Source organism: Streptomyces sp. SA15 (assembly GCF_002291145.1).
Taxonomy (GTDB): Bacteria; Actinomycetota; Actinomycetes; order Streptomycetales; family Streptomycetaceae; genus Streptomyces.
Genome location: NZ_NTGE01000216.1, coordinates 100736 through 122323, shown reverse-complemented (window position 1 = coordinate 122323; position 21588 = coordinate 100736). Strand labels below are relative to the sequence as shown.

Here is a 21588-nt window from a genome sequence, read left to right as displayed (position 1 = left end):
GTCGTGGGTGAGGACCCGGGCCGCGCCGTGCTCGGCGAGCGTGGCGGCGGTGTCGGCGGCGCCGTTGCCGAGGGCGACGGCGACGGGCTCGCCGGTGCGGCGGGCGGCGGTGGCCGCCGGTGCGGCGGGCGGCGGTGGCCATCGCCACGAGGCCGGGCGTGAGCGCCCTGGCCGACCAGCGCAGCGAGCGGTGGTCCCGGTGGCCGGCCCGGGCCCCGAGGTCGCGCGGGTCAGGCAGGCCGGGCTTGGGGGCGAGCGCCAGCTGTCCGGTCAGTGCGTCCACGGCCGTCTGGGCCAGCGTCTCGTCCTCTTGGCTCCTCATGGCCGTACCGCCTTACGAGGATGGTGAAGCCGACGGGGAGGCGTTGTCGCTGGGCGGTGTGCCGGTCGGGGCGTCGCTCGGGGGCGTGCCGCCTTCGCCGCCACCGCCGCCGCTGCCGGCGCCGGTGTTCTCGGCGTCGGGGTCGACGCCGAGGGTGAGGAAGCCCTTATAGCCCTTGGACGGGTCGCTCTTGTGCACGGGTTCGAGGGTCAGCAGGCCGCTGGAGGCGCCGCCGCCGTCGTAGACCATGTCGTCGGCGAGCTGGGTGTAGGTCCCGGTGTGTTTCGAGTAGGGCTCCAGCGTGAAGATCTCCTCGGCGATGGCGTCGGCGAAGAACAGCTGGCCGGTGTGGTTGACCTTGCCGCCCTCGTAGGTGCCGTCCTCCTTCTGGCCGCCGGTGTGCACCTTGAGGTGGATGTGGCAGGTACGCGGGGTGTACCAGCCCGGGAAGATCGTCTCGAACTTGACCACCCCGTTCGCGTTGGCGATCTGGTAACCGCGCAGGTATGTCTGGTCGTTGGCGGTCGAGCCGTCCTCGCTCTCCGCGGGCGCCGAGCCGCCGGGGTTGGCGGTGGTGTAGCCGGAGTAGTAGCCCCAGGCGTCGCAGTGCCAGATCTCCACGGCCGCGCCGGAGACCGGGGTACAGCCGTCGGTGGCGTCCACGACCGTGAGGCGCAGCGTCAGCGGGACGCCGCTCTTGCCCTCGGTGATGTCCTTCCGCACCAGGGCGTTGTCGAGGTAGTACGGCCCCTCGGTGACGCTCGACATCAGCGTCATGCATGTGCCGCTGGAGCTCGTCGCCGTGCCCGTCGCGTCGGCGGCCGCCTCGGTGGTCGTGTCGGCGAAGGCCGACTGGTATCCGGCGACGGCGAGGCCGCCGGCCGCGACCGTGCCGCCGGTCACCGCGAGAGCGCGGCGCCGGGTGATCGTGGTGTTCCTGTGGTTTCCCGTCATGGGAGGAAACGTAAGAACGCCGCCAGTCAGGACTCTGAGCAGACGCTGTGCGCAAGGTAAGAATGCTCAAGACGCGTGCTGAGGACGCCGGAACGGGCGCTACACGGCCAGCAGCGGCGCGTCCTTCCTCCACTTGAGGACCTTGTCGAAGATCACCACCGCGCCGCGCCGACCGGGCTTGTTGCCGATGTGGACGTGGTCGGCGAGCTCCCGGATGAGACAGAGGCCGCGGCCGTGCTCGGCCTCGGCGGGCACCAGGCGGGCCAAGGGCCAGGGCCGGCCGCCCGGGAAGCCGGGGCCCGAGTCGGCGACCTCGATGCGGCACTTCTCGCCGTCGAGGTAGGCGGTGACCCGGAAGGCCTCCGAGGTGCCGCCGTGCGCGAGATCCCCGCCGTGCTCCACGGCGTTCGCGCAGGCCTCGCTGAGGGCCAGGGAGAGGTCGTAGGAGATGTCGGGATCGACGCCCGCGGATTCCATCGTGCCGAGCAGCAGGCGGCGGGCGAGCGGAACGCTCGCGGCTTCGCGGCGCAGATGGAGTGACCACCAGATGCTCATGCTCCAGCCTCCTGGCCGCGGCTCGACATACCGTTACGTATTGCCGCGCGGGCCCGGGTGTAAGCACCTGATTGACGTGATGCCGCCCATATGGGGGATGTGCCTGGGCCGGTGATCGGTGTAAAGGGGCAGGTCACGCCAGAGGGTGACCTTCCGGTCGTACACCTCTTACGTCATCTTGTGGACCTGCCGTATGGCGGCCATAAGGCCAGTGCGATGATGAGCCCGCCATGACTGCCCCCCGCCCCTGTACGGCGCGCTCCGGACGTGAGTTCCGGGTGCTGCGGGCCGCGGTGTTCGCCGCGGTCTGTGTCGTGCTGGCCGCGGCCGGCCACTCCCTCGCCTCCTGCGCCACGGTTCCGCTGTGGACGCTGGGCGCGGGCTTCCTGGGGGTCGTCCTGGTCGTGGCGCCGCTCGCCGGACGCGAGCGTTCGCTGCCGGGGATCGCGGCGCTGCTCGCGGTCGGCCAGAGCGTGCTGCACGTCCTGTTCGGGCTGGGCCAGCACGGTGCGACGGCCACCGCGGCTGCCGGTACGTCCGCTACGTCCCCGACGGCGCCGTCGGTGTCCGACGCGACACTGATCGAGCAGGCCGCCCGGATCGTGTGCGGGACCACCGCGGCGGCGATCAGCCCCGCCCAGGCCCACCGGATCCTCGTCGAGGCGCGGATCCACCCGGGCACGGGGACGGGTGCCGCGGGGCAGGTGAGTGTGACGCACCACCCGGCGGACGCCATGTCCACCGCGGGTTCCTCCATGTCGCTGCTGCCGTCCCTGCCGATGCTGCTCGGCCACGTCCTGGCGGCGGTGGTCGCCGGATGGCTGCTGCGGCGCGGGGACTTGGCGTTGCTGCGGCTCGTCGAACTGTCCTCGCTGTCGGCGCACTCCGTCGCCGAGGGGGCGCTCGTACGGTCCCTGCGCGGGGCGCTCGCGCTGGTGTGCGCCCTGCGGACCGGGCTGCCGGGCACACCCGGGGTCGGCCCGCTCGTCCCGCGCACCGCCCTGCTCACGCCGCCGACGCCGCGCACCACCGCACTCCAGCACACGGTGATCAGGCGCGGCCCGCCGACGGTCGCCGTACTCGTCCTCGCCGCCTGACGCGACGCGACCAGCACCCACTTCCGCACTTCACGTGCATCCGTGGGGAGGGGCCGCCGTCGTGCGGCACGCGCGTGTGCCCGTGTTCTCGAGTGATCGTGCACCCGCGCGCACGCGTACCCCTCTTCATCACCGGAAACCAACGGAAATCACCGGAGCACCGGAGCACCGGAAACCCTCGTTCGGAGTGGAGTGCATTCCATGAAGGCCTCTCGTCTCGCCGCCGCCGGCGCCATCGCCGCCTCGGCCGTCGTCGTGCTGTCCTCGCCCGCGTTCGCCCACGTCACCGTGCAGCCCGAGGGCGCCGCCGCCAAGGGCGGTTACGCGGTCGTCGACTTCAAGGTCCCCAACGAGCGCGACAACGCCTCGACCACCAAGCTCGAGGTCAACTTCCCGACCGACCACCCGCTGGCCTCGGTCATGCCGGAGCCGATGGCCGGCTGGGACATCAAGGTCACCAAGTCCAAGCTGGACAAGCCCATCGACAACCACGGGGAGCAGCTCACCGAGGCCGTCACCAAGGTCACCTGGACCGCCACCGGCAAGGGCATCGAGCCCGGCTACTTCGAGAAGTTCCCCGTCTCCGTCGGCGCGCTGCCCGAGGACGCCGACCAGTTGGTCTTCAAGGCGATCCAGACGTACTCCAACAAGGAGGTCGTCCGCTGGATCGAGGAGCAGCAGAAGGGCCAGGAGGAGCCCGAGACGCCGGCGCCCGTGCTCACGCTGTCCGCCGCCGAGGACGGGCACTCCCACGGCTCGTCGGACACCGAAAACGCCTCCGACAACTCCGCGTCGGACGCCGAGGCCGCCTCCGCCGACACCGCCGCTCCCGCCGACAGCAGCGACACCACCGCCCGCGTCCTGGGTGTGGTCGGCATCGTCGTCGGTGTGGTGGGCGTGGCGTACGGCGTGCTCGCCGGGCGTCGGCGTACCAGCGCCTGAAGTCAGCCGTCCGCCGCACACCGGGGTCGCACAGCCGTCCATGCGACTGCCCGTTCGACCCCGGTGCGCGCCGACATCATCACATCTGGGACATTTTCCTATGCGCAAGAAGACGTTCGCCGCGGCCGCCCTGCTCGCCGCCGCCACCCTGACCCTCTCCGCCTGCGGCAGCGGTGACGACAGCACCTCGCCCGTCTCCGTGGTCTCCGAGGAGGCCGGCTCGGACAAGGCCGCCACCGTCCTCGACCAGCCGTTCGAGAAGCCGGATCTGGTCCTCACCGACACGCAGGGCAAGAAGTACGACCTCCGCAAGGAGACCGCGGGCAAGCCGACGCTGGTCTACTTCGGCTACACCCACTGCCCCGACATCTGCCCCCTGACGATGAACAACATCGCCGTCGCGAAGAAGCAGCTGCCCAAGTCCGAGCAGGACGAGCTGCGTGTGGTGTTCGTCACCACCGACCCGGCCCGGGACACCCCGTCCGAGCTCGGCAAGTGGCTCAAGGGCATCGACCCCGAGTTCGTCGGCCTGACCGGTGACTTCCCCACCATCCAGGCCAGCGCCCGCACCCTCGGCATCTCCATCGAGCCGACACACAAGGACAAGAACGGCAAGGTCGTCTCCGTGCACGGCACCCAGGTCGTCGCGTTCTCCCCGAAGACCGACGAGGGGTACGTCCTCTACGGCGAGGACGCCACGGTCGACGACTACACCAAGGACCTCCCCAAGCTGGTCAAGGGGGAGAAACCGTGAGGCGTCCCGCCCTGACCGTCGCCGTACTGACCGGGGCCCTGGTCCTGGCCGGCTGCGGCACGGACTCCGGCTCCGAGGGAGGGGACGGGATAACCGTCTCCGGTGCCTACATGCCGCAGCCGGTCTCCGACGACATGGCGGCCGGCTTCCTGACGATCGTCAACGACAGCGGTACGAAGGACGAGTTGACCTCGGTCACGAGCGACGCCGGCGAGGTCACCGTGCACGAGACGGTCGGCGGCGCGATGGAGGAGGTCGCCCGGCTCTCCGTCCCAGCCCACGGTCAACTCGTGTTCAAAAGCGGCGGCAACCATCTGATGTTCGACAAGCTGAAGCGCAAGCCGGAACAGGGCCAGACGGTCTCGGTCGAACTGCACTTCGCCCAGTCCGATCCGGTCGCCGTCAAGATGCCGGTGAAGTCGGCGACATACGTCCCGAAGACCATCCCGAAGACCGGACACTGAGGGAGAGACCACCTTGACGCAGACCATCGCCCCCCGCGTCCGGACCCTGTTGCTGCTGCTCCTGGCCGCGACCGGACTGCTCCTGTCCTCGGCCGCGCCGGCCTCCGCGCACGCCGCGCTGACCGGCAGCGACCCCCAGCAGGGGGCGGTGGTCGACAAAGCGCCCACCCAGGTCTCGCTGACCTTCTCCGAGCAGGTCAGCACCTCCGCCGACTCGCTGCGCGTGCTCGACCCCCAGGGCAAGCCCGTCCAGCGCGGCAAGCCGTCCAACGTCAGCGGCACGACGTACACCGTGCAACTGCACAGCGGCCTGCCCGACGGCACCTACACCGTCACCTACCAGGTCGTGTCGGCGGACAGCCATCCGGTCTCCGGCGCCTACACCTTCTCCATCGGCGCCCCCTCGTCCACCTCCGTGTCGGTGTCCTCCCAGACGGCGGGCGGCGGGGTCGTCGGCTGGCTGTACGGCTTCGGGCGGTACGTGTCGTACGCCGGCTTCATCGTGCTGGTCGGCGGTGCCGCCTTCGTGCTCGCCTGCTGGCAGCGCGGCTCCGGTGTACGGGCCGTGCAGCGGCTCGTCGTCTCCGGCTGGCTCGCGCTCACCTCGGCGACCCTCCTGCTGCTGCTCCTGCGCGGCTCCTACACCGGCACCGGGAAGGTCGGCGACATCTTCGACCTGGACCTGCTCGGACAGGTGCTGCAGACCAAGACGGGCGCGGCGCTGGTCTCCCGGCTGCTGCTGCTCGCCGCTGCGGCGCTGTTCATCGCGGTGCTCTTCGGGGCGTACGAGAAGCGGGAGGACGAGGAGAAGCGGGACCTGACCTTCGGGCTCGCGGTCGGCGGGAGTGTCGTGGCCGCCGGGCTCGCCGCGAGCTGGGCGATGTCCGAGCACGCCTCGGTCGGGATCCAGTCGGGGATCGCCATGCCGGTCGACGTCGTCCACCTGCTGGCCGTCGCGGCCTGGCTCGGCGGGCTCACCGCGCTGCTCGTGGCGCTGTACAGGGCACCCGCGGACACGCCCGTCGATTCGACCGCCGTACGCCGGTTCTCGGCCGTCGCCTTCGGCAGCGTCGTCGCGCTGGTCGCGACCGGTATCTACCAGTCGTGGCGCCAGCTCGGCTCCTGGTCGGCGTTCACCGACACGCGGTACGGGCAGCTGCTGCTGGTCAAGATCGGGCTGGTGGCGCTGATGGTCGGCGTCGCGTGGATCTCCCGGCGGTGGACGGCACGGCTGGCGGAGGCGGTGCCGGCGGTGGTGGAGCGGCAGCGGGAGAAGGAGAAGGTGGGCGCGCGGGCCGACGTCGGTGACTCCGCGGGGGACGGTTCCGGGGACTCCGAGGGTGGCGTTGATTCCAGTGGAACCGGCGACTCCAAGGCCGCCGGTGACTCCAAGCGCGCCGCCCAGCTCGCCCGGCAGCAGGCCGCGATGGACGTGGCGCGGCAGAAGCGGGCGCGGGACGCCGACCCCAACCGGTTCGGGCTGCGCCGCTCGGTGCTCGCCGAGGCCGGTGTCGCCGTCGTACTGCTCGCTGTCACCACCGTGCTGACGCAGACCGAGCCCGGGCGTACGGAGGAAGACGCCAAGGCGGCGACATCCTCCTCGTCCTCCTCCTCGGCCGAGTCGTCCGGGGCCCTGACCCTGGACATGTCGTTCGACACGGGCGGCGAGGACGGCAAGGGCGTCGTGACCGTCGACCTCGACCCCGCGCGCGTGGGCGGCAACGAGATGCACGTCTATGTACGGCGGCCCAACGGCCGCGCCTTCGACATCCCCGAGGTGAAGGTCGCCTTCACCCTGAAGTCCAAGGACATCGGGCCGCTGCCCGTCGTCCCCGACCACATCACGACCGGACACTGGTCGGCGAGCGGAGTGCAGATCCCCATGGCGGGCGACTGGGAGGTCACCGTGACCGTGCGGACCTCCGACATCGACCAGACGACCGTCTCCAAGAACGCGCAGATCGGCTGAACCCCACCATGCCTGACCAGTCCATTCCTCAGGCCCGTACTCCTGAGACCACTCCTGAGGGAGACGTTTTCGAAAACGCCGCCCCCAGGGAGGGCATTTCACGGCGGAAGCTGCTCGGCACCGCCGGTGCCACCGGGCTCGTCCTCGGTGCGGCCGGCGGGACCATGGGATACGCCTCCCGGCCCGCCGAGGCCACGCCGCTGACCTCCGTGGGCGCCGATCAGGTGATGTTTCACGGGAAACATCAGCCCGGAATCACCCAGGGCCTCCAGGCCCGCGGCCACCTGGTCGCCTTCGACCTGGCGGCGGGTGCGGGCCGCAAGGAGGCCGCCGCGTTGCTGCGCCGCTGGTCCCAGACGGCTCGGCGGCTGATGGCGGGCGAGGCGGCGGCGCACGACGACACGGACGTGGCCCGGGACGCCGGCCCGTCCTCGCTGACGGTCACCTTCGGCTTCGGGCACAGCTTCTTCGGCAGGACGGGGCTGGAGAAGCAGCGACCGGTCTCACTGGACCCGCTGCCCGACTTCTCCTCCGACCACCTCGACAAGAAGCGCAGCGACGGCGACCTGTGGGTGCAGATCGGCGCCAATGACGCGCTGGTCGCCTTCCACGCCCTGCGCGCGATCCAGAAGGACGCGGGCAGCGCGGCCCGGCTCCGCTGGCAGATGAACGGCTTCAACCGCTCGCCGGGTGCCACCGCCCACCCCATGACGGCGCGCAACCTGATGGGCCAGATCGACGGCACCCGCAATCCGAAGCCGACCGAGTCCGACTTCGACCAGCGGATCTTCGTGTCCGCGTCCGGTTCGACCGACCCGGCCTGGATGGCGGGCGGCTCCTACGCCGTCGTACGCCGTATCCGCATGCTTCTCGACGACTGGGAGAAGCTCCCCCTCAAGGACCAGGAGAACGTCATCGGGCGCCGCAAGTCCGACGGGGCGGCGCTGTCCGGGGGCACCGAGACGACCGAGATGGACCTGGAGAAGACCGACACCAAGGGCAACCTGGTCGTCCCGATCAACGCGCACGCCCGCATCACGCGGCCCGACCAGAACGGGGGCGCGGCGATGCTCCGCCGCCCGTTCTCGTACCACGACGGCTTCGACGCCGACGGGGTGCCGGACGCGGGCCTGCTCTTCGTCTGCTGGCAGGCCGATCCGCTGCGCGGGTTCGTACCGGTGCAGCGCAAGCTGGACCGGGGCGACGCGCTGTCGCGGTTCATCCGCCACGAGGCGAGCGGCCTGTTCGCGGTGCCGGGCGGGGCGGCGGAAGGGGAGTACGTGGGGCAGCGGTTGCTGGAGGGATGAGACTCACCTCGCCAGAGGGCCTGTCGTGGGATGCGGTTTCCGAGGGCCCATTAGGGTGAGGACATGCCAGCGAGCTATGCGTATCTCGGCCCTGAGGGCACCTTCACCGAAGTCGCTCTGCGCACGCTGCCCGAGGCGGCCACGCGCGAGCTGATCCCCTACGTCTCCGTGCAGTCCGCGCTCGACGCGGTGCGCCTCGGGGAGGCCGAGGCGGCGTTCGTGCCGATCGAGAACTCCGTCGAGGGCGGGATCACGACGACGCTCGACGAGCTGGTCGCGGGTGCGCCGCTGATGATCTACCGCGAGGTGCTGCTGTCGATCACCTTCGCGCTGCTGGTCCGGCCGGGCACGAAGCTGTCGGAGATCAAGACGGTCTCCGCGCACCCGGCCGCCCAGCCGCAGGTGCGCAACTGGCTCAGGAAGAACCTCCCGGACGCCACCTGGGAGTCGGCCGCCTCGAACGCGGACGCCGCCCGCCTGGTCCAGGAGGGCCGCTACGACGCCGCCTTCGCGGGTGAGTTCGCGGCTTCCCGGTACGGCCTCGAGGCCCTGGAGACCGGGATCCACGACGCGGAGAACGCCCAGACACGGTTCGTGCTGGTCGGCCGGCCCGCCCGTCCCGCCGCCCCGACCGGCGCGGACAAGACCTCCGTCGTGCTGTGGCAGCGCGACGACCACCCCGGCGGCCTGCGCGACCTGCTGGGCGAGTTCGGCACGCGGGGCATCAACCTGATGCTGCTGCAGTCCCGGCCCACGGGTGCCGGCATCGGCAACTACTGCTTCTGCGTCGACGCCGAGGGCCACATCTCCGACCGCCGCGTCGCCGAGGCCCTGATGGGACTCAAGCGGATCTGCCTCCAGGTGCGCTTCCTCGGCTCGTACCCACGTGCGGACGTGGAGGTGGCCGACGTACGGCCTGCGCTGCCGGGGACCTCCGACGCGGAGTTCGTCTCGGCGGCGGAGTGGGTGGCGCGGTGCCAGGACGGCCGGTTCTAGCCAGTCCTACCTGCCTATTTTTCGTTATCCACAGGTGTTATCCACAGGTGGGCTTCTCGACCTGGGGACAAGTCGACAACGAAGCGTGAGTCAGTCGACAAATCGCCCTACAGGCCACCTTGATGTTCACCGCCGCGCACATCACCCTTCGTCCACTCTTTTCCTTTGCCCCACCCTTTGGAGCGAACCATTTCCACCCCAAAGTGGGGGTAAGCAGGGTTTGTGCCGGGAATCCTGGGCGTCACGGACCCGTTTCGGATTGATCAATTCCGATGTCCACAGATCTTCCGCACAGCCTGTGGATAACTCTTCGGAGGGTGTGGATTCCTGTGGACAACCAGACCCAAGCCCCGCCCCCCACAAGGAATTCGAGTCAACTCGCCGCCTTCCACGCGCCTCGTTCCAGGGAGTGAGGCGACTTTTATTGACACAGGGGAACACTTAGGGCAATTGCCCCATAACGGAACGTAAGTCGCGGTACGGAATAGTGAGTCGTGGGCCGTCACCCCGCACCGGTAGCCTTGAGCGCGTGATTGACCTTCGCCTGCTCCGTGAGGACCCCGACCGTGTGCGTGCGTCGCAGCGCGCCCGTGGAGAGGACGTCGCGCTCGTCGACTCCCTCCTGTCTGCCGACGAGCGGCGCAGGTCGTCCGGCGTCCGCTTCGACGAGCTGCGTGCCGAGCAAAAGGCGCTCGGCAAGCTCATCCCCAAGGCCTCGGGAGACGAGAAGGCCGAGCTGCTGAAGAAGGCGAGCCAGCTCGCCGCCGACGTCAAGGCCGCCGACGCCGAGCGCGACGCGGCCGCCGCCGAGACCCAGGAGCTGCTCGTCCAGCTCGGCAACCTCGTCCACCCGGACGTGCCCGTGGGCGGCGAGGAAGACTTCGTCACGCTGGAGACGCACGGCACGATCCGCGACTTCGGCGCCGAGGGATTCGAGCCCAAGGACCACCTGGAGCTCGGCCAGATCCTCGGCGCGATCGACGTCGAGCGCGGCGCGAAGGTCTCGGGTTCGCGCTTCTACTTCCTGACCGGTGTGGGCGCGCTGCTCGAGCTGGCGCTGGTGAACGCGGCGATCGCGCAGGCCACCGCGGCCGGCTTCACGCCGATGCTCACCCCCGCGCTGGTCCGCCCCCAGTCGATGGCCGGCACCGGCTTCCTCGGCCAGGCGGCCCAGGACGTCTACCACCTCGACAAGGACGACCTCTACCTCGTCGGCACCTCGGAGGTCCCCCTCGCCGCGTACCACATGGACGAGATCATCGACGCCGACCGCCTTCCGCTGCGCTATGCGGGCTTCTCGCCCTGCTTCCGCCGCGAGGCCGGCTCCCACGGCAAGGACACCCGGGGCATCTTCCGCGTGCACCAGTTCGACAAGGTCGAGATGTTCTCGTACGTCGCCCCGGAGGACTCGCAGGCCGAGCACCAGCGCCTGCTGGACTGGGAGAAGCAGTGGCTGAACTCCCTGGAGCTGCCGTACCGCGTGATCGACGTGGCCAGCGGTGACCTGGGCTCCTCGGCCTCCCGCAAGTTCGACTGCGAGGCGTGGATCCCGACGCAGGGCAAGTACCGCGAGCTGACCTCGACCTCGGACTGCACCGAGTTCCAGTCCCGCCGCCTGTCGATCCGCGTCCGCGAGGGCAAGCAGGTCAAGCCGCTGGCGACGCTGAACGGCACACTGTGCGCCGTGCCGCGCACGATCGTGGCGATCCTGGAGAACCACCAGCAGGCCGACGGCTCGGTGCGGGTGCCGGAGGTACTGCGTCCTTACCTGGGCGGGCGTGAGGTGCTGGAGCCGGTCGCCACGTGAGCGCCGGCTTCCCCTACCGACTCGTCGCCACCGACCTCGACGGAACGCTCCTGCGCTCGGACGAGTCGGTCTCGCGACGCACCCGTGAGGCGCTCGCCGCGGCCACCGCGGCGGGCGCCGCGCACATCGTCGTCACCGGCCGCGCGGCCCCGTGGACCCGGCACATCCTCGACGACCTGGGCTACGACGGCCTCGCGGTCTGCGCTCAGGGCGCACAGGTGTACGACGCCGGCGAGCACCGCCTGCTGACGTCGGTGACCCTGGACCGCCAACTGGCGGGCGTGGCCCTGGCCAAGATCGAGGCGGAGGTCGGCCCGCTGTTCCTCGCGGCGAGCCGCGACGGACTGGACGGCGAGGTGCTGGTGGGGCCGGGCTACGCGGTCACCGGCAGGCTTCCCGCGACCCCCTTCACGGACGCGTCCGACCTCTGGACCGCCCCGCTGAACAAGATCTACATACAGCACCCCGAACTCTCCGACGACCAGCTGGCCGAGGCGGCCCGCCAGGCCGCGGGGGGCTTCGTCACCGTCGCGATGGCCGGCGAGGGAATCGTCGAGCTCCTCCCCCTAGGCCTCTCCAAGGCGACCGGCCTGTCCCTGGCGGCCCGCCGCCTGGGCATGAAGGCCGCGGACACGATCGCCTTCGGCGACATGCCCAACGACATCCCGATGTTCGCCTGGGCGTCCTATGGGGTGGCGATGGCCAACGCCCATGGGGAGCTGAAGGCGGTGGCGGACGAGGTGACGTCGTCCAATGAGGAGGACGGGATCGCGGTGGTGCTGGAGCGACTGCTGGGGTAGCAACCGCTGTTGGCGCAGCCTGCAACGCCGGGCGCCAATCTGACCTGCCCCCAGCCCTGCAACCCGGCCCAGTCCCAGTGACACGTCTCGCGGAGGATGCACGGATCGAACGTGCGCGGGCTTTCCAAGCCCGACCGCGGCTTGCTCTTGATTGAACACAGCGCAAACCGGTGCCTTACCACTCGGCCAATCCTCCGGGAGGGCGGCCCACGCGAGTGCGATTCGCGTGCTCGAAGCGGCCGCCCGGGCAGCCCCCCGTGCGGGCGGGCTCAACGGAGGCGTAACTACTCCAAAGCCCGCCGCGGGCTGCCCTGTGGGGAGCTCAACGGACTGTCGTGCAAGGACATCGCCGAGCTCCTCCCCAGTACGTGGCGCCGGCTCGGATCCGGCGTCGTGGACACAACCACTGTGCCTGTACGACGAGTTGGACGCCACCGAATTATCAGGCACTCGCGCGCGTTACCGGCGCCGCCACCTGCGCCGACGCTTGCTGAAGAACCACCCCGCGGGCGGCTCGTCGGAACGCCACGGCTGAGGCTCGGGCTTCTCCTCGCGCCAGCGGGCCGCCAGCATCCGGGCCCGGGCGGACGGCTCGGAGGTCTCGGCGGACCGTATGAACTCTTCGTCCAGGACGAGGTCGTCCCACGTGTCCTCGGACCCGGCCGCCCGCTCGCGGCCCTCGCTCTCCGCCATCTCGCCTGCCATCCCCGATCCTCCCAGCCGTGCGTCCCCGTGTTGCCCCGTGGTTTCCCGTGGTTTGCCGTGCATCCGCTTTGCCCAGTGTGCCCGGACAGAGGTGAAGCCTCTGTCAAGAGCCGGGACTTGTCATTCCTCGCCCGCGAGCGTCAGCGACCGCAGCTTCTGTCCGGCGTACCAGGTGGCGAGCACGGTCACCACGACCAGCAGCACCGTCGCCGTGGGCAGCCCGACGTCCGAGGTCACGATGTCCCCGCCTGCGACCTTCTGTGCCACGGCCAGCGACCACTGCTGGACGCTGAGCGTCTTCGCCCCGGACACCAGGGAGCCGAACAGGGCCTCCCAGACCAGCGCGTAGACGAGCCCGAACACCACCGCGTGCCGGGACACCGTCCCCAGCAGCAGAAAGAGTGCCGCGTACGCGATGGAGGCGACCAGTGCGGCCACCGTGTAGGCGACGGCGATCTGCTGGCCGTTGCCGTTGAGGATCAGGCCCGCGATCAGCGTCGGCACCGCCGAGAACACCATCGTCACCGCGATGGCGACGATCAGCTTGGTGAAGATGATCGTCGGCCGTTTCACCGGCTTGGACAGCAGGTACACCACCGAACCGTCGTCGATTTCCGGTCCGATCGCGCCGGTGCCCGCGATGACACCGATGATCGGCACCATGGTGGCGAGCGCGAGCCCGCCCAGCAGGTCCGACGCGGTCTGGTCGTCGGCGCCTGCCAGGCCGCGCACCACCACGGAGATGGCGATCAGCAACAGCGGCAGCGCGCCCAGGATGAGGGCCCGGCGACGGCCGAGCAGAGCCCGGTAGGTGAGCCGGGCGACTGTGGGGTCGTACATCATGGGCCTCCTACGCCGCGACCAGGTACGAGAAGACGGACTCGAGGGACTCGTCGGACGGCGAGACCGTGAGCAGCCTGATGCCGTGGTCCCTGGCGACCCTCGGCAGCAGGGCCGTGAACCGGCCGAAGTCGACGGCCTGGATGCGCAACGCGCCCTCAGTCAGGTCGACTTCGATACCGGACGTGGACGGGTCGGCGATCAGCGCGGCCGCGAGGGCGCGGTCGTCGCTGGAGCGCACCAGGTAGCGGTGCGGGCGATCGGTCATCAGGCGGCGGATCTTGCGGAAGTCGCCGCTCGCCGCGTGCCTCCCCGCGACGACCACCTCGATGTGCCAGGCGAGTTGCTCGACCTCTTCGAGGATGTGGGACGAGAACAGGACCGTGCGGCCCTCGTCTCCCATGCGCCGCAGCAGGTCCATCAGCTGCATGCGCTGGCGCGGGTCCATGCCGTTGAACGGCTCGTCGAGCAGGAGCAACGACGGGTTGTGAACGAGTGCGCTCGCCATCTTCACGCGCTGCCGCATGCCCTTGGAGTACGTCGAGATCTTGCGGTCCTGCGCGTACTCCATCTCGACCGTGGCCAGCGCCTTCTGGGCCGCCTTGGCGCCGAGGCCGTGCAACTCGGCGTTGGCGACGACGAATTCGCGCCCGGTGAGGAAGTCGTACATCGCCTCGCGCTCGGGGACGATGCCGATGTGCTTGTAGATGTTCTCGTTGCGCCACACCTGCTGTCCGTCGAGGGTGACGGTGCCGGTGGACGGGGCCAGGAAGCCGCCCATCATGTTGATGAGGGTGGACTTTCCGGCGCCGTTGGGGCCGAGGAGGCCGGTGACGCCGGGGCCGATGGTCATGGTGATGTCGTTGACGGCGACCACGTTGCCGAACCAGCGCGATACGTGGTCGATGGAGAGCGTGGTCACAGTCCGACCTTTCGGTAGCGGCGCATCAGGAGGCCGTAGCAGGCGGCGATCAGGCCCAGGGTGACGAGGACGTAGACCGAGCCCTCCCCGTTCGTCGGGCCGACGCCTCCGGGGAACGCCGAGGTCGCGCCGAGGAACGCGGACTGCACTCCGTCGATGAGCGTGACGGGCGAGAACAGACCGATCCAGGCGATGGATCCGGTGCTGTTCTGCACCTCGGCGATGGCCTGGAGGGTGGAGACGGCGCCGTAGGAAATGGTCAGGACGGCGATCACGGCCGCGATGCCGAAGCCGCGGCGCGGGGTGACCGCCGCGATGACCAGGCCGAGGCCGGCGAAGAGGAGCGAGAGCAGTGCCACGGAGACGAGTCCCTGTGCGAATCCCTTGGTCTGGTCGGCGAAGTCGAGTTTGGCCAGCAGGGCGCCCACATAGAGCACGAGCAGCGGGGCGGCGGTGAGGACGAACATCGCCGAGGCCAGCGCCGCGTACTTCGCGCGCACGTAGTCCGCGGTCTCGATGGGCCGCGAGAAGTACAGCGGTACGGTCTTGAAACGCAGGTCGCGCGAGACGGACTGGGGTGCCTGCGAGGCGACGTACAGGCTGATCACGGCCTGCATGACGATCGCGTAGCGCGTGTAGTCGACGGGCAGGTCGTTGGCCTTGGTGGCGACGGCGACGGCGACCATGATGGCCGCGGGCACGCACATCACCACGAACAGCAGCATCGGCAGCACCTTGGACTTGACCGAGCGGCCGAGGCCGTAGGCGCCGCGCAGGGACTGCGAGTACAGGGAACGGGTGGCGTAGGAGCGGCCCAGGCGCGGGCCGTCGTAATTGCGGTAGCCGATGTTGTGGATACGGGTCTGGTCACCTGAAGGTGCCGCTACGGGGTGCTCAACCGCCATGGCCGACCGCCTCCTTCCGCTGTGCCTCGCTGCTCTCGTCGTCGCTGTGGAAGACCTCCGCGATGTGGTGCCTGCGCTGTTCCATGCGCACCAGGCCGAGGCCGAGGTCGGCGACCACGTCGCGCACCAGGTCGTACGTCTCCTCGCCCTGCGCGGTGAGCAGCAGCACGTGGCCGGCGCCCGGCAGGCCGCCGCCGCTGTCGAGGACGTCCACCCCGCGCGCGTGGAGCGCGTCGCGCACCGCGCGGGTGCCGTCCGGGTGCTCGTCGGTGTCGGTGACCTCGATCGCGAGGGTCGTCGTGGTCTGCGTGAAGTCGGTGGTGGAGCTGGAGCGCAGCAGCTTGCCGCCGTCGACGACGACGACGTGGTCGCAAGTGCGCTCCAACTCGCCCAGCAGGTGGGAGGTGACCAGGACGGAGATGCCGAAGTCGGTGTGGATGCGGCGGATCAGGCCGAGCATCTCGTCGCGGCCCACCGGGTCGAGGCCGTTGGTCGGCTCGTCCAGGAAGACCAGCTGCGGGTCGTGGACGAGGGCCTGCGCCAGCTTGACGCGCTGCTTCATGCCGGTGGAGTAGCCGCCGATGGGGCGGTAGCGCTCCTCGTACAGACCGACGTGGCGCAGGGTGTCCGCGGTGCGCTCACGCGCGGCGGCCGGCGGCAGGCCGGACATGCGCGCCATGTGGACGACGAACTCGGTGGCCGAGACGTCGGGTGGCAGGCAGTCGTGCTCCGGCATGTAGCCGACCCGTTCGCGGATGGCGGCTCCCTTGGTGGCGACATCGAGTCCGAGCACTTCGGCGCGGCCCTCGGTGGCGGGGGACAGACCCAGAAGGATCTTGATCAGTGTGGACTTGCCGGCTCCATTGGCTCCGACGAGTCCGGTCACACCGGGCCCGACGTCCACGGAGAGCCGGTCAAGCGCGGTTACCCGGGGGAACCGCTTGCTCAGGCTTTCGGTCGCGATCACAGTCACGCCTTCGACGGTAGTGACGCGGACCACGCCGGTCGTCACTCCGCAGAGCCGTCTTGGTATCAGACTTCAGGCGTACGGGGCCCTAAGGGTCACCCTGAGGTCGAACAACGGCGTCCCGGTTGTCCACATCCGCGGAGTTGTCCACAGCCCGGCCAAGGTCTATTGACGCAGCCCCTAATGACTGTCACATTCACGGGCACGTACCGCGATCGGCGTGAAGGGCCTGGCCGCCGACGCGCTGCACGGCCACCGCGAGGGCTGGTCGCCGCTGTGGTCGCCGTACCGCTTCTCCGATCATCCGCCGCAGCCGGGCCTGCTGGAGGCGTGGGACGCCGGCCGGGGCCTCGGCGGGGTACTCGGGTTGGTCGCCGAGGTGGACGGTCCGTGGACCGACGAGGAGCCGGTACGGGTCTCGCGCGCCGAGTTGGTCGAATGGTTCGGCGGAGTTCCCGACGACGCGGCGGTCGACGATGCCGTGGAGCTGGGCGTGCTGGAGCCGGTGCCCGGCGACGACGACTCCTTTCTCGTGCCCAGTCCCCAAGAGCTGGCTGTGGCGGCTGAGTTGCATGCCGCTGGCGTACCGCTGTCGGCGATCTCGGGCCATCTCAGGGAGTTGAGAGGTCAGGTCGAGCACATCGCGGGCCGTTTCCTGGAGTTCACGACGGAGCACGTCTTCGCCCGCTACCTCGACGGTGCGCACCGTCAACCGACGCGGACGCGGCCGAAGCGGCCTCACTCGTACGACGACTGCGCCCGCTCGCGCAGCAGACGGTGGACGCGGAACTCGCCCGGGCGATACGTCTGTTCGCCGTCCGGCACCTGCGGCAGCGGCTCGGTGCGGACGAGACGCCCGCTGGTGAGGATCGACGGCGTTCCGTGGCGATTCCGGCCGAGACAATGCGGGCCGTGGAGGCGCTGGTTGGCTCGGAGCACGCGGCGGAGTTCATCACGCTGGCCGTCGAACGGGAGGTGCGGGCACGCGCCTTGGACCGGATCACACCAAGTCACGGCTCAACAGTTGATCTTGATGAAGTCCCGTGAATCAAAGGTCGGTTGTCCACAGAATCGCCAATTCCCCTGTGGATAACTGCACTTGGTTGTGGATCAAACATCGGGAGCAAAATCATTCGCGTGATTCACATCTCTCCTTGCAGGCTGGTGCTGTGGATGAAAGACGCACCGTGAAGGTGTCGAAGTACCTCTCGAAGCATCTGCGGCACCAGCCCGAGCGGATCGGGCTCACGCTGGACGAGGGCGGCTGGGTGGAGATCGACACCCTGATCGCCGCGGCCGCCGCTCATGGGTTCCGGTTCACCCGGGACGAACTGGACCATGTGGTCGCCGCCAACGACAAGCAGCGCTTCGCGATCGACGGCACCCGGATCCGCGCCAGCCAGGGCCAAAGCGTCGACGTCGATCTCGGACTGCCGTCGGCGACCCCGCCGCCGTACCTCTATCACGGCACCGTGGCCCGCTACCTGGACGCGATCCGCGCCGAGGGGCTCAGGCCCATGAACCGGCACGACGTGCACCTCTCACCCGACCGTGAGACCGCCACCCGGGTCGGCGCCCGCCGCGGCCGGCCTGTCGTGCTGTCGGTGGACGCGGGCGCCATGCACCGCGACGGGCATGTCTTCCACGTGAGCGCGAACGGGGTGTGGCTGACCAAGGCCGTACCGCCGCGGTATCTGCGATTCCCCGAGGCGCACTGACAGCCGCCCGTTTCCCTGCCGCGGGGATCCCTCTCCGCCATGATCGGTGGTATGGACCATTTCTCCACCACTGAGGCCGCCGTCACCGCCCTGCGTGCCATCGCCGCCGAGTACGCGCGCGAGATCGACGTCACCCATGACATCGGCGCCGACCAGACCTCGCGTCGCAGTGCCGCGGGCGTCGGCGTCACCACCGACCCGGACGGCTCCCTTCCCCACGAGGCGTTCGTCGAGTTCGGCGGCGTGCCCCGGGTCAGCGTGCGGCTCTACCCCGAGGACGACGCGCTGATCGAGGTCGAGGGCGTCGAGTGTCCCGACATCGCGCGCGACGATGTTCCGGCCTTCCTCCGCTCCGTCTTCGGCGACCTCGCCTACGTCAGGGGCCGCCGCTTCCCACCGGGCTATTTCCTGGTCGTGCCGCTGCCCGGCGACCGTACGCACAAGGAGTGGATGCCGATGGTCAACCTCAGCCCATGGCTGAGCAGCCGCGTGCGATGACCCTCCGTGGCTGTTTCACGTGAAACACCTCCGGCCGCATACGCTCGACACATGAGTCTGCGCCTGAGCACCGTGATCCTCCCGTACCGCCGCTGGCACGAGGGGGGTCGCGAGCCATGGCAGCGCGCGGAGCAGCTCGGCTTCCACACCGCCTACACCTACGACCACCTGTCCTGGCGCAGCTTCCGGGACGGCCCGTGGTTCGGTGCCGTGCCGACGCTGACCGCCGCCGCGACCGTCACCGACCGGCTACGTCTGGGCACCCTCGTGACCTCGCCGAACTTCCGGCATCCGGTGACCCTCGCCAAGGAGCTGATCTCTCTGGACGACATCTCCGGCGGCCGGCTCACGCTCGGCATAGGAGCGGGCGGCACCGGCTTCGACGCCACCGCGCTCGGGCAGGAACCGTGGACCCCGCGTGAGCGCGCCGATCGCTTCGCCGAGTTCGTCCCGCTGCTGGACCGGCTGCTCAGCGAGGACTCGGTGTCGTACGAGGGCGACTTCTACTCGGCTCACGAGGCGCGCAACATTCCGGGCTGTGTTCAGCGCCCCCGGCTGCCCTTCGCTGTGGCGGCGACCGGGGCGCGCGGACTCAAGCTGGCCGCGCGATACGGGCAGGCGTGGGTGACCACCGGTGACCCCCGGCTGTACGAGAACGGCACTCCTGAACAGTCGGTTCAAGCCATTCACAGGCAGGCCGAGAGGCTGGCCGACGCATGCGCCGCGATGGGCCGCGATGCCGGCACGCTGGACAAGACCCTGCTCACCGGCTTCACCCCGGACCGCGGCCGCCCACTCCAGTCACTCGACGCATTCGTGGACTTCGCGGGTAAGTACCAGGAGCTGGGCTTCACCGAGATCGTGATCCACTGGCCCATCCCGGACTCGGACTTCGCTGCGGAGCAGAAGGTCTTCGAGCAGATCGCCATGGAGGGACCGGCGCAGCTGCGGTGAGCGTGCCCGCGGTGCCCGTTCCGGGCCCGACGGAGGGTGACGGAGCTGGTGAGAGCGGTGACCACTCACCTGTGCGGACTCCCGCACGGTCGTGCGGGCCCGTGCGGGAGAATGACCGGGTGACCTCAGCGACTCGACAGCCCGAGACCCCGGCCGCCACCGTCCCGCCGCGGCTGATCGCCACCGATCTCGACGGCACCCTGCTGCGCGACGACAAGTCGGTCTCCCCGCGCACGATCGCGGCCCTCGCCGCCGCCGAGGAGGCGGGCATCGAGGTCTTCTTCGTCACCGGCCGCCCGGCCCGCTGGATGGACGTCGTCAGCGACCACGTCCACGGCCACGGGCTGGCCATCTGCGGCAACGGCGCCGCGGTGGTCGACCTGCACGGCGGCCCCGGCACCCACCGGTTCGTGAAGGTGCGGGAGCTGGAGCGGGAGAACGCGCTGGACGCCGTACGGCTCCTGCGCGAGGCGGCGCCGGGCACGGTGTACGCGGTGGAGCAGACGTACGGCTTCCACCAGGAGCCGGACTATCCCAAGCTGCACATGGAGATCCCCGACGATCTCGCGCCCGCCGAGGACCTGCTGGCGCCGGACGGCCCCGGCGCCGCCGAGCCGGTGCTCAAGATCCTCGCCTACCACCCCACTTTCGACCCCGACGCCTTCCTCACCCTCGCCCGCCTCGCGATCGGCGAGAGGGCCAACGTCACCCGCTCCAGCCCCAGCGCCCTGCTGGAGATCAGCGGCCCCGGTGTCTCCAAGGCCAGCACGCTCGCCCTGTGCTGTGCCGAGCGTGGCATCTCGCACGAGGAGGTCGTCGCCTTCGGGGACATGCCGAACGACGTCGAGATGCTCACCTGGGCGGGCCGGTCGTACGCGATGGGCAATGCGCATCCGGACGTGATCGAGGCCGCGTCCGGACAGACGGTGGCCAACAACGACGACGGGGTGGCGGTCGTGATCGAACGGCTGCTGGCGGAGCGGGAGTAGCCGCTCCGCCTAGCGGAGGCTCACTTCTCGTGCCGACAGCCACTTCACCGGATCCACCGCCGAGCCCATCTGCGGCGTGAGCCGCACCTCGAAGTGCAGATGCGGGCCGGTGGAGTTGCCGGTGCTGCCCGACTGCCCGATCCACTGACCGATGCTCACCTGCTCGCCCTGGTTGACGGCGGCGGCGGCGAGGTGGGCGTACTGCGTGTAGTAGCCGCCCGTGTGCGCGATCACGGCCTCGATGCCGAAGGCGCCGCCGCACGACACCTTCACCACGCGGCCCGCGCCGACGGCCCGGACCGGCGTGCCGATCGGCACCGCGAAATCCTGCCCGGTGTGCCGGTTCGCCCACCGCGCACCGCCGCTGCCGAATTCGGCGGACAGCGTGTAGGTCTCCAACGGCGCGACCCACGCGCTCGTGAAGTCCATCCGCGGCTGGTCCAACCCGACGGCACCACGGCAGGAGCCGGCCGCGACGGAGGCGTCGGCCTGGCCCTGCAACTGCCACTGCGCCGCTTGGAGCTTCTCCTCGATGCCCTTCTTCAGGTCGGCGAGTTCGGTGTTCCGCCGCTCCTGCGCCTGCCAGGCCGCCTCTGCCTTCGCCTCGTCCGCGGCGAGGCGTGCTTCGGCCCGCCTGCTCTTGTCGATCGCGTTGTTGAGCGCCAGATCCGCCTGCCACACGGCCCGCTGACCGCGCATCAGCTCGTCGGGGTCGTCCGCGACCATCATCTGCGCGGTGAGCGGAAGACCGCCGCCACTGCGGTACTGGGCGCGCGCGATCCGGCCCAGGTCCTCGTGCAGGACGGCGATGTCCCGCCGCTCGCGGTCGAGGAGCGCCTCGTAGCGCTCTGCCCGTCCCCGCTGTGCCTCGGCCTCGCGCCGCCCCGCCTCGTACTGCTGCGTCGCCACGGCCGCGTCCTCGTACAGCCGGGCCACCTGCGCGCTGATTCCGGTGTCGGTGGCGCCGTGGTTGCCGTGTTCGCCGTCGCCGGAGGCCTCGGTGGGGCGGGCCGCGAGCAAGAGCAGGGCGAACGCGCACAACAGCGCCGGAACAAGCAGCGAGTGGCGGTGAGGTGAGCGCATGTCAGCGATCGTGGCCCGCGTCGGTGGGTGCGGTCCTGCT

General features: G+C 70.1%; 22 protein-coding genes, 1 tRNA gene and 1 pseudogene. 14 read left to right on the top strand and 10 right to left on the bottom strand.

Going from position 1 to position 21588, the window contains the following annotated elements; translation table 11 throughout:
• The 3 genes from CLM62_RS50580 to CLM62_RS47010 all read right to left on the bottom strand — a co-directional run.
• Positions 1-322: triphosphoribosyl-dephospho-CoA synthase (locus tag CLM62_RS50580; protein WP_179382516.1), on the bottom strand; the 322-nt coding region annotated here is incomplete at its 3' end.
• A 12-nt stretch (positions 323-334) separates the two neighbouring features.
• Entirely contained in the window at positions 335-1276 is a 942-nt protein-coding gene (locus CLM62_RS47015) for an intradiol ring-cleavage dioxygenase (RefSeq protein ID WP_095756045.1), read from the bottom strand.
• A gap of 99 nt (positions 1277-1375) precedes the next feature.
• Positions 1376-1831 (bottom strand): ATP-binding protein, encoded by a 456-nt coding sequence (locus tag CLM62_RS47010; RefSeq protein ID WP_095756044.1) that lies wholly within the window; start codon positions 1829-1831, stop codon positions 1376-1378.
• A 230-nt stretch (positions 1832-2061) separates the two neighbouring features.
• Here CLM62_RS47010 and CLM62_RS47005 point away from each other — a divergent pair, with 230 nt between their 5' ends.
• From CLM62_RS47005 to CLM62_RS46965, 9 genes are all read left to right on the top strand, one after another.
• Positions 2062-2928, top strand: coding sequence for a hypothetical protein (locus tag CLM62_RS47005; RefSeq protein ID WP_095756043.1), 867 nt, complete (start codon positions 2062-2064; stop codon positions 2926-2928).
• Positions 2929-3129: 201 nt separating this feature from the next.
• Positions 3130-3870, top strand: coding sequence for a YcnI family protein (locus tag CLM62_RS47000; RefSeq protein ID WP_095756042.1), 741 nt, complete (start codon positions 3130-3132; stop codon positions 3868-3870).
• A 100-nt stretch (positions 3871-3970) separates the two neighbouring features.
• Positions 3971-4624, top strand: a complete 654-nt coding sequence (locus CLM62_RS46995; RefSeq protein ID WP_095756041.1) for an SCO family protein — start codon at positions 3971-3973, stop codon at positions 4622-4624.
• On the top strand, positions 4621-5088 hold the full coding sequence (locus CLM62_RS46990; protein ID WP_095756040.1) for a copper chaperone PCu(A)C: 468 nt from the start codon (positions 4621-4623) through the stop codon (positions 5086-5088). The genes CLM62_RS46995 and CLM62_RS46990 overlap by 4 nt, the downstream gene beginning before the upstream one ends.
• Before the next feature lie 13 nt (positions 5089-5101).
• On the top strand, positions 5102-7057 hold the full coding sequence (locus CLM62_RS46985; RefSeq protein ID WP_095756039.1) for a copper resistance CopC/CopD family protein: 1956 nt from the start codon (positions 5102-5104) through the stop codon (positions 7055-7057).
• A gap of 8 nt (positions 7058-7065) precedes the next feature.
• Complete coding sequence (gene efeB, locus CLM62_RS46980) at positions 7066-8364, top strand: iron uptake transporter deferrochelatase/peroxidase subunit (RefSeq protein ID WP_095756038.1); 1299 nt, start codon at positions 7066-7068, stop codon at positions 8362-8364.
• A 63-nt stretch (positions 8365-8427) separates the two neighbouring features.
• On the top strand, positions 8428-9360 hold the full coding sequence (pheA, locus tag CLM62_RS46975) for a prephenate dehydratase (RefSeq protein ID WP_095756037.1): 933 nt from the start codon (positions 8428-8430) through the stop codon (positions 9358-9360).
• 529 nt (positions 9361-9889) lie between these two features.
• Positions 9890-11167 carry a serine--tRNA ligase gene (serS, locus tag CLM62_RS46970; RefSeq protein ID WP_095756036.1) on the top strand — a complete coding sequence of 426 codons (1278 nt, stop codon included), beginning with the start codon at positions 9890-9892 and terminating at the stop codon, positions 11165-11167.
• Positions 11164-11967: an HAD family hydrolase gene (locus tag CLM62_RS46965; RefSeq protein WP_095756035.1), complete on the top strand. Its 804-nt coding sequence runs from the start codon at positions 11164-11166 to the stop codon at positions 11965-11967. Before serS ends, CLM62_RS46965 begins: the two co-directional genes overlap by 4 nt.
• Positions 11968-12057: 90 nt before the next feature.
• Here the strand turns inward: CLM62_RS46965 and CLM62_RS50575 are convergent.
• The 6 genes from CLM62_RS50575 to CLM62_RS46940 all read right to left on the bottom strand — a co-directional run bounded on the left by CLM62_RS50575 (position 12058) and on the right by CLM62_RS46940 (position 16306).
• A tRNA-OTHER gene (locus CLM62_RS50575) sits at positions 12058-12163 on the bottom strand.
• Between the two features lie 263 nt (positions 12164-12426).
• Positions 12427-12672: a hypothetical protein gene (locus CLM62_RS46960; RefSeq protein WP_095756034.1), complete on the bottom strand. Its 246-nt coding sequence runs from the start codon at positions 12670-12672 to the stop codon at positions 12427-12429.
• A 120-nt stretch (positions 12673-12792) separates the two neighbouring features.
• Positions 12793-13512: an ABC transporter permease subunit gene (locus CLM62_RS46955; RefSeq protein WP_095756053.1), complete on the bottom strand. Its 720-nt coding sequence runs from the start codon at positions 13510-13512 to the stop codon at positions 12793-12795.
• 10 nt (positions 13513-13522) lie between these two features.
• Positions 13523-14434: an ABC transporter ATP-binding protein gene (locus CLM62_RS46950; RefSeq protein WP_095756033.1), complete on the bottom strand. Its 912-nt coding sequence runs from the start codon at positions 14432-14434 to the stop codon at positions 13523-13525.
• Positions 14431-15339, bottom strand: coding sequence for a hypothetical protein (locus CLM62_RS46945; RefSeq protein ID WP_095756032.1), 909 nt, complete (start codon positions 15337-15339; stop codon positions 14431-14433). Before CLM62_RS46945 ends, CLM62_RS46950 begins: the two co-directional genes overlap by 4 nt.
• On the bottom strand, positions 15329-16306 hold the full coding sequence (locus CLM62_RS46940) for an ABC transporter ATP-binding protein (protein ID WP_095756052.1): 978 nt from the start codon (positions 16304-16306) through the stop codon (positions 15329-15331). Before CLM62_RS46940 ends, CLM62_RS46945 begins: the two co-directional genes overlap by 11 nt.
• A 319-nt stretch (positions 16307-16625) precedes the next feature.
• On the opposite strand from CLM62_RS46940, the pseudogene CLM62_RS52565 reads away from it, so the two are divergent.
• The 5 genes and pseudogenes from CLM62_RS52565 to CLM62_RS46915 form a co-directional block, all read left to right on the top strand.
• Positions 16626-17353 (top strand): annotated as a pseudogene (locus tag CLM62_RS52565) (MerR family transcriptional regulator); the annotation flags it as partial.
• Between the two features lie 122 nt (positions 17354-17475).
• Entirely contained in the window at positions 17476-18024 is a 549-nt protein-coding gene (locus CLM62_RS46930; RefSeq protein ID WP_095756031.1) for an RNA 2'-phosphotransferase, read from the top strand.
• 51 nt (positions 18025-18075) lie between these two features.
• On the top strand, positions 18076-18522 hold the full coding sequence (locus tag CLM62_RS46925) for a hypothetical protein (RefSeq protein ID WP_095756030.1): 447 nt from the start codon (positions 18076-18078) through the stop codon (positions 18520-18522).
• A gap of 51 nt (positions 18523-18573) precedes the next feature.
• Positions 18574-19476 (top strand): LLM class flavin-dependent oxidoreductase, encoded by a 903-nt coding sequence (locus tag CLM62_RS46920; RefSeq protein ID WP_095756029.1) that lies wholly within the window; start codon positions 18574-18576, stop codon positions 19474-19476.
• Between the two features lie 119 nt (positions 19477-19595).
• Positions 19596-20465 carry a Cof-type HAD-IIB family hydrolase gene (locus CLM62_RS46915; RefSeq protein ID WP_179382513.1) on the top strand — a complete coding sequence of 290 codons (870 nt, stop codon included), beginning with the start codon at positions 19596-19598 and terminating at the stop codon, positions 20463-20465.
• 9 nt (positions 20466-20474) lie between these two features.
• On the opposite strand, the gene CLM62_RS46910 is transcribed toward CLM62_RS46915, so the two are convergent.
• Positions 20475-21548, bottom strand: a complete 1074-nt coding sequence (locus CLM62_RS46910; protein ID WP_095756027.1) for a M23 family metallopeptidase — start codon at positions 21546-21548, stop codon at positions 20475-20477.
• Positions 21549-21588: the final 40 nt, after the last annotated feature.

Bases quoted from the DNA above. Each gene is read 5' to 3' on its own strand.
- efeB (WP_095756038.1), top strand. From the start codon at position 7,066: ATGCCTGACCAGTCCATTCCTCAGGCCCGTACTCCTGAGACCACTCCT.
- CLM62_RS46925 (WP_095756030.1), top strand. From the start codon at position 18,076: ATGGACCATTTCTCCACCACTGAGGCCGCCGTCACCGCCCTGCGTGCC.
- CLM62_RS47005 (WP_095756043.1), top strand. From the start codon at position 2,062: ATGACTGCCCCCCGCCCCTGTACGGCGCGCTCCGGACGTGAGTTCCGG.
- pheA (WP_095756037.1), top strand. From the start codon at position 8,428: ATGCCAGCGAGCTATGCGTATCTCGGCCCTGAGGGCACCTTCACCGAA.
- CLM62_RS47000 (WP_095756042.1), top strand. From the start codon at position 3,130: ATGAAGGCCTCTCGTCTCGCCGCCGCCGGCGCCATCGCCGCCTCGGCC.
- CLM62_RS46945 (WP_095756032.1), bottom strand. From the start codon at position 15,339: ATGGCGGTTGAGCACCCCGTAGCGGCACCTTCAGGTGACCAGACCCGT.
- CLM62_RS46910 (WP_095756027.1), bottom strand. From the start codon at position 21,548: ATGCGCTCACCTCACCGCCACTCGCTGCTTGTTCCGGCGCTGTTGTGC.
- CLM62_RS46955 (WP_095756053.1), bottom strand. From the start codon at position 13,512: ATGTACGACCCCACAGTCGCCCGGCTCACCTACCGGGCTCTGCTCGGC.
- CLM62_RS47010 (WP_095756044.1), bottom strand. From the start codon at position 1,831: ATGAGCATCTGGTGGTCACTCCATCTGCGCCGCGAAGCCGCGAGCGTT.
- CLM62_RS46995 (WP_095756041.1), top strand. From the start codon at position 3,971: ATGCGCAAGAAGACGTTCGCCGCGGCCGCCCTGCTCGCCGCCGCCACC.
- CLM62_RS46920 (WP_095756029.1), top strand. From the start codon at position 18,574: ATGAGTCTGCGCCTGAGCACCGTGATCCTCCCGTACCGCCGCTGGCAC.
- CLM62_RS47015 (WP_095756045.1), bottom strand. From the start codon at position 1,276: ATGACGGGAAACCACAGGAACACCACGATCACCCGGCGCCGCGCTCTC.
- CLM62_RS46960 (WP_095756034.1), bottom strand. From the start codon at position 12,672: ATGGCAGGCGAGATGGCGGAGAGCGAGGGCCGCGAGCGGGCGGCCGGG.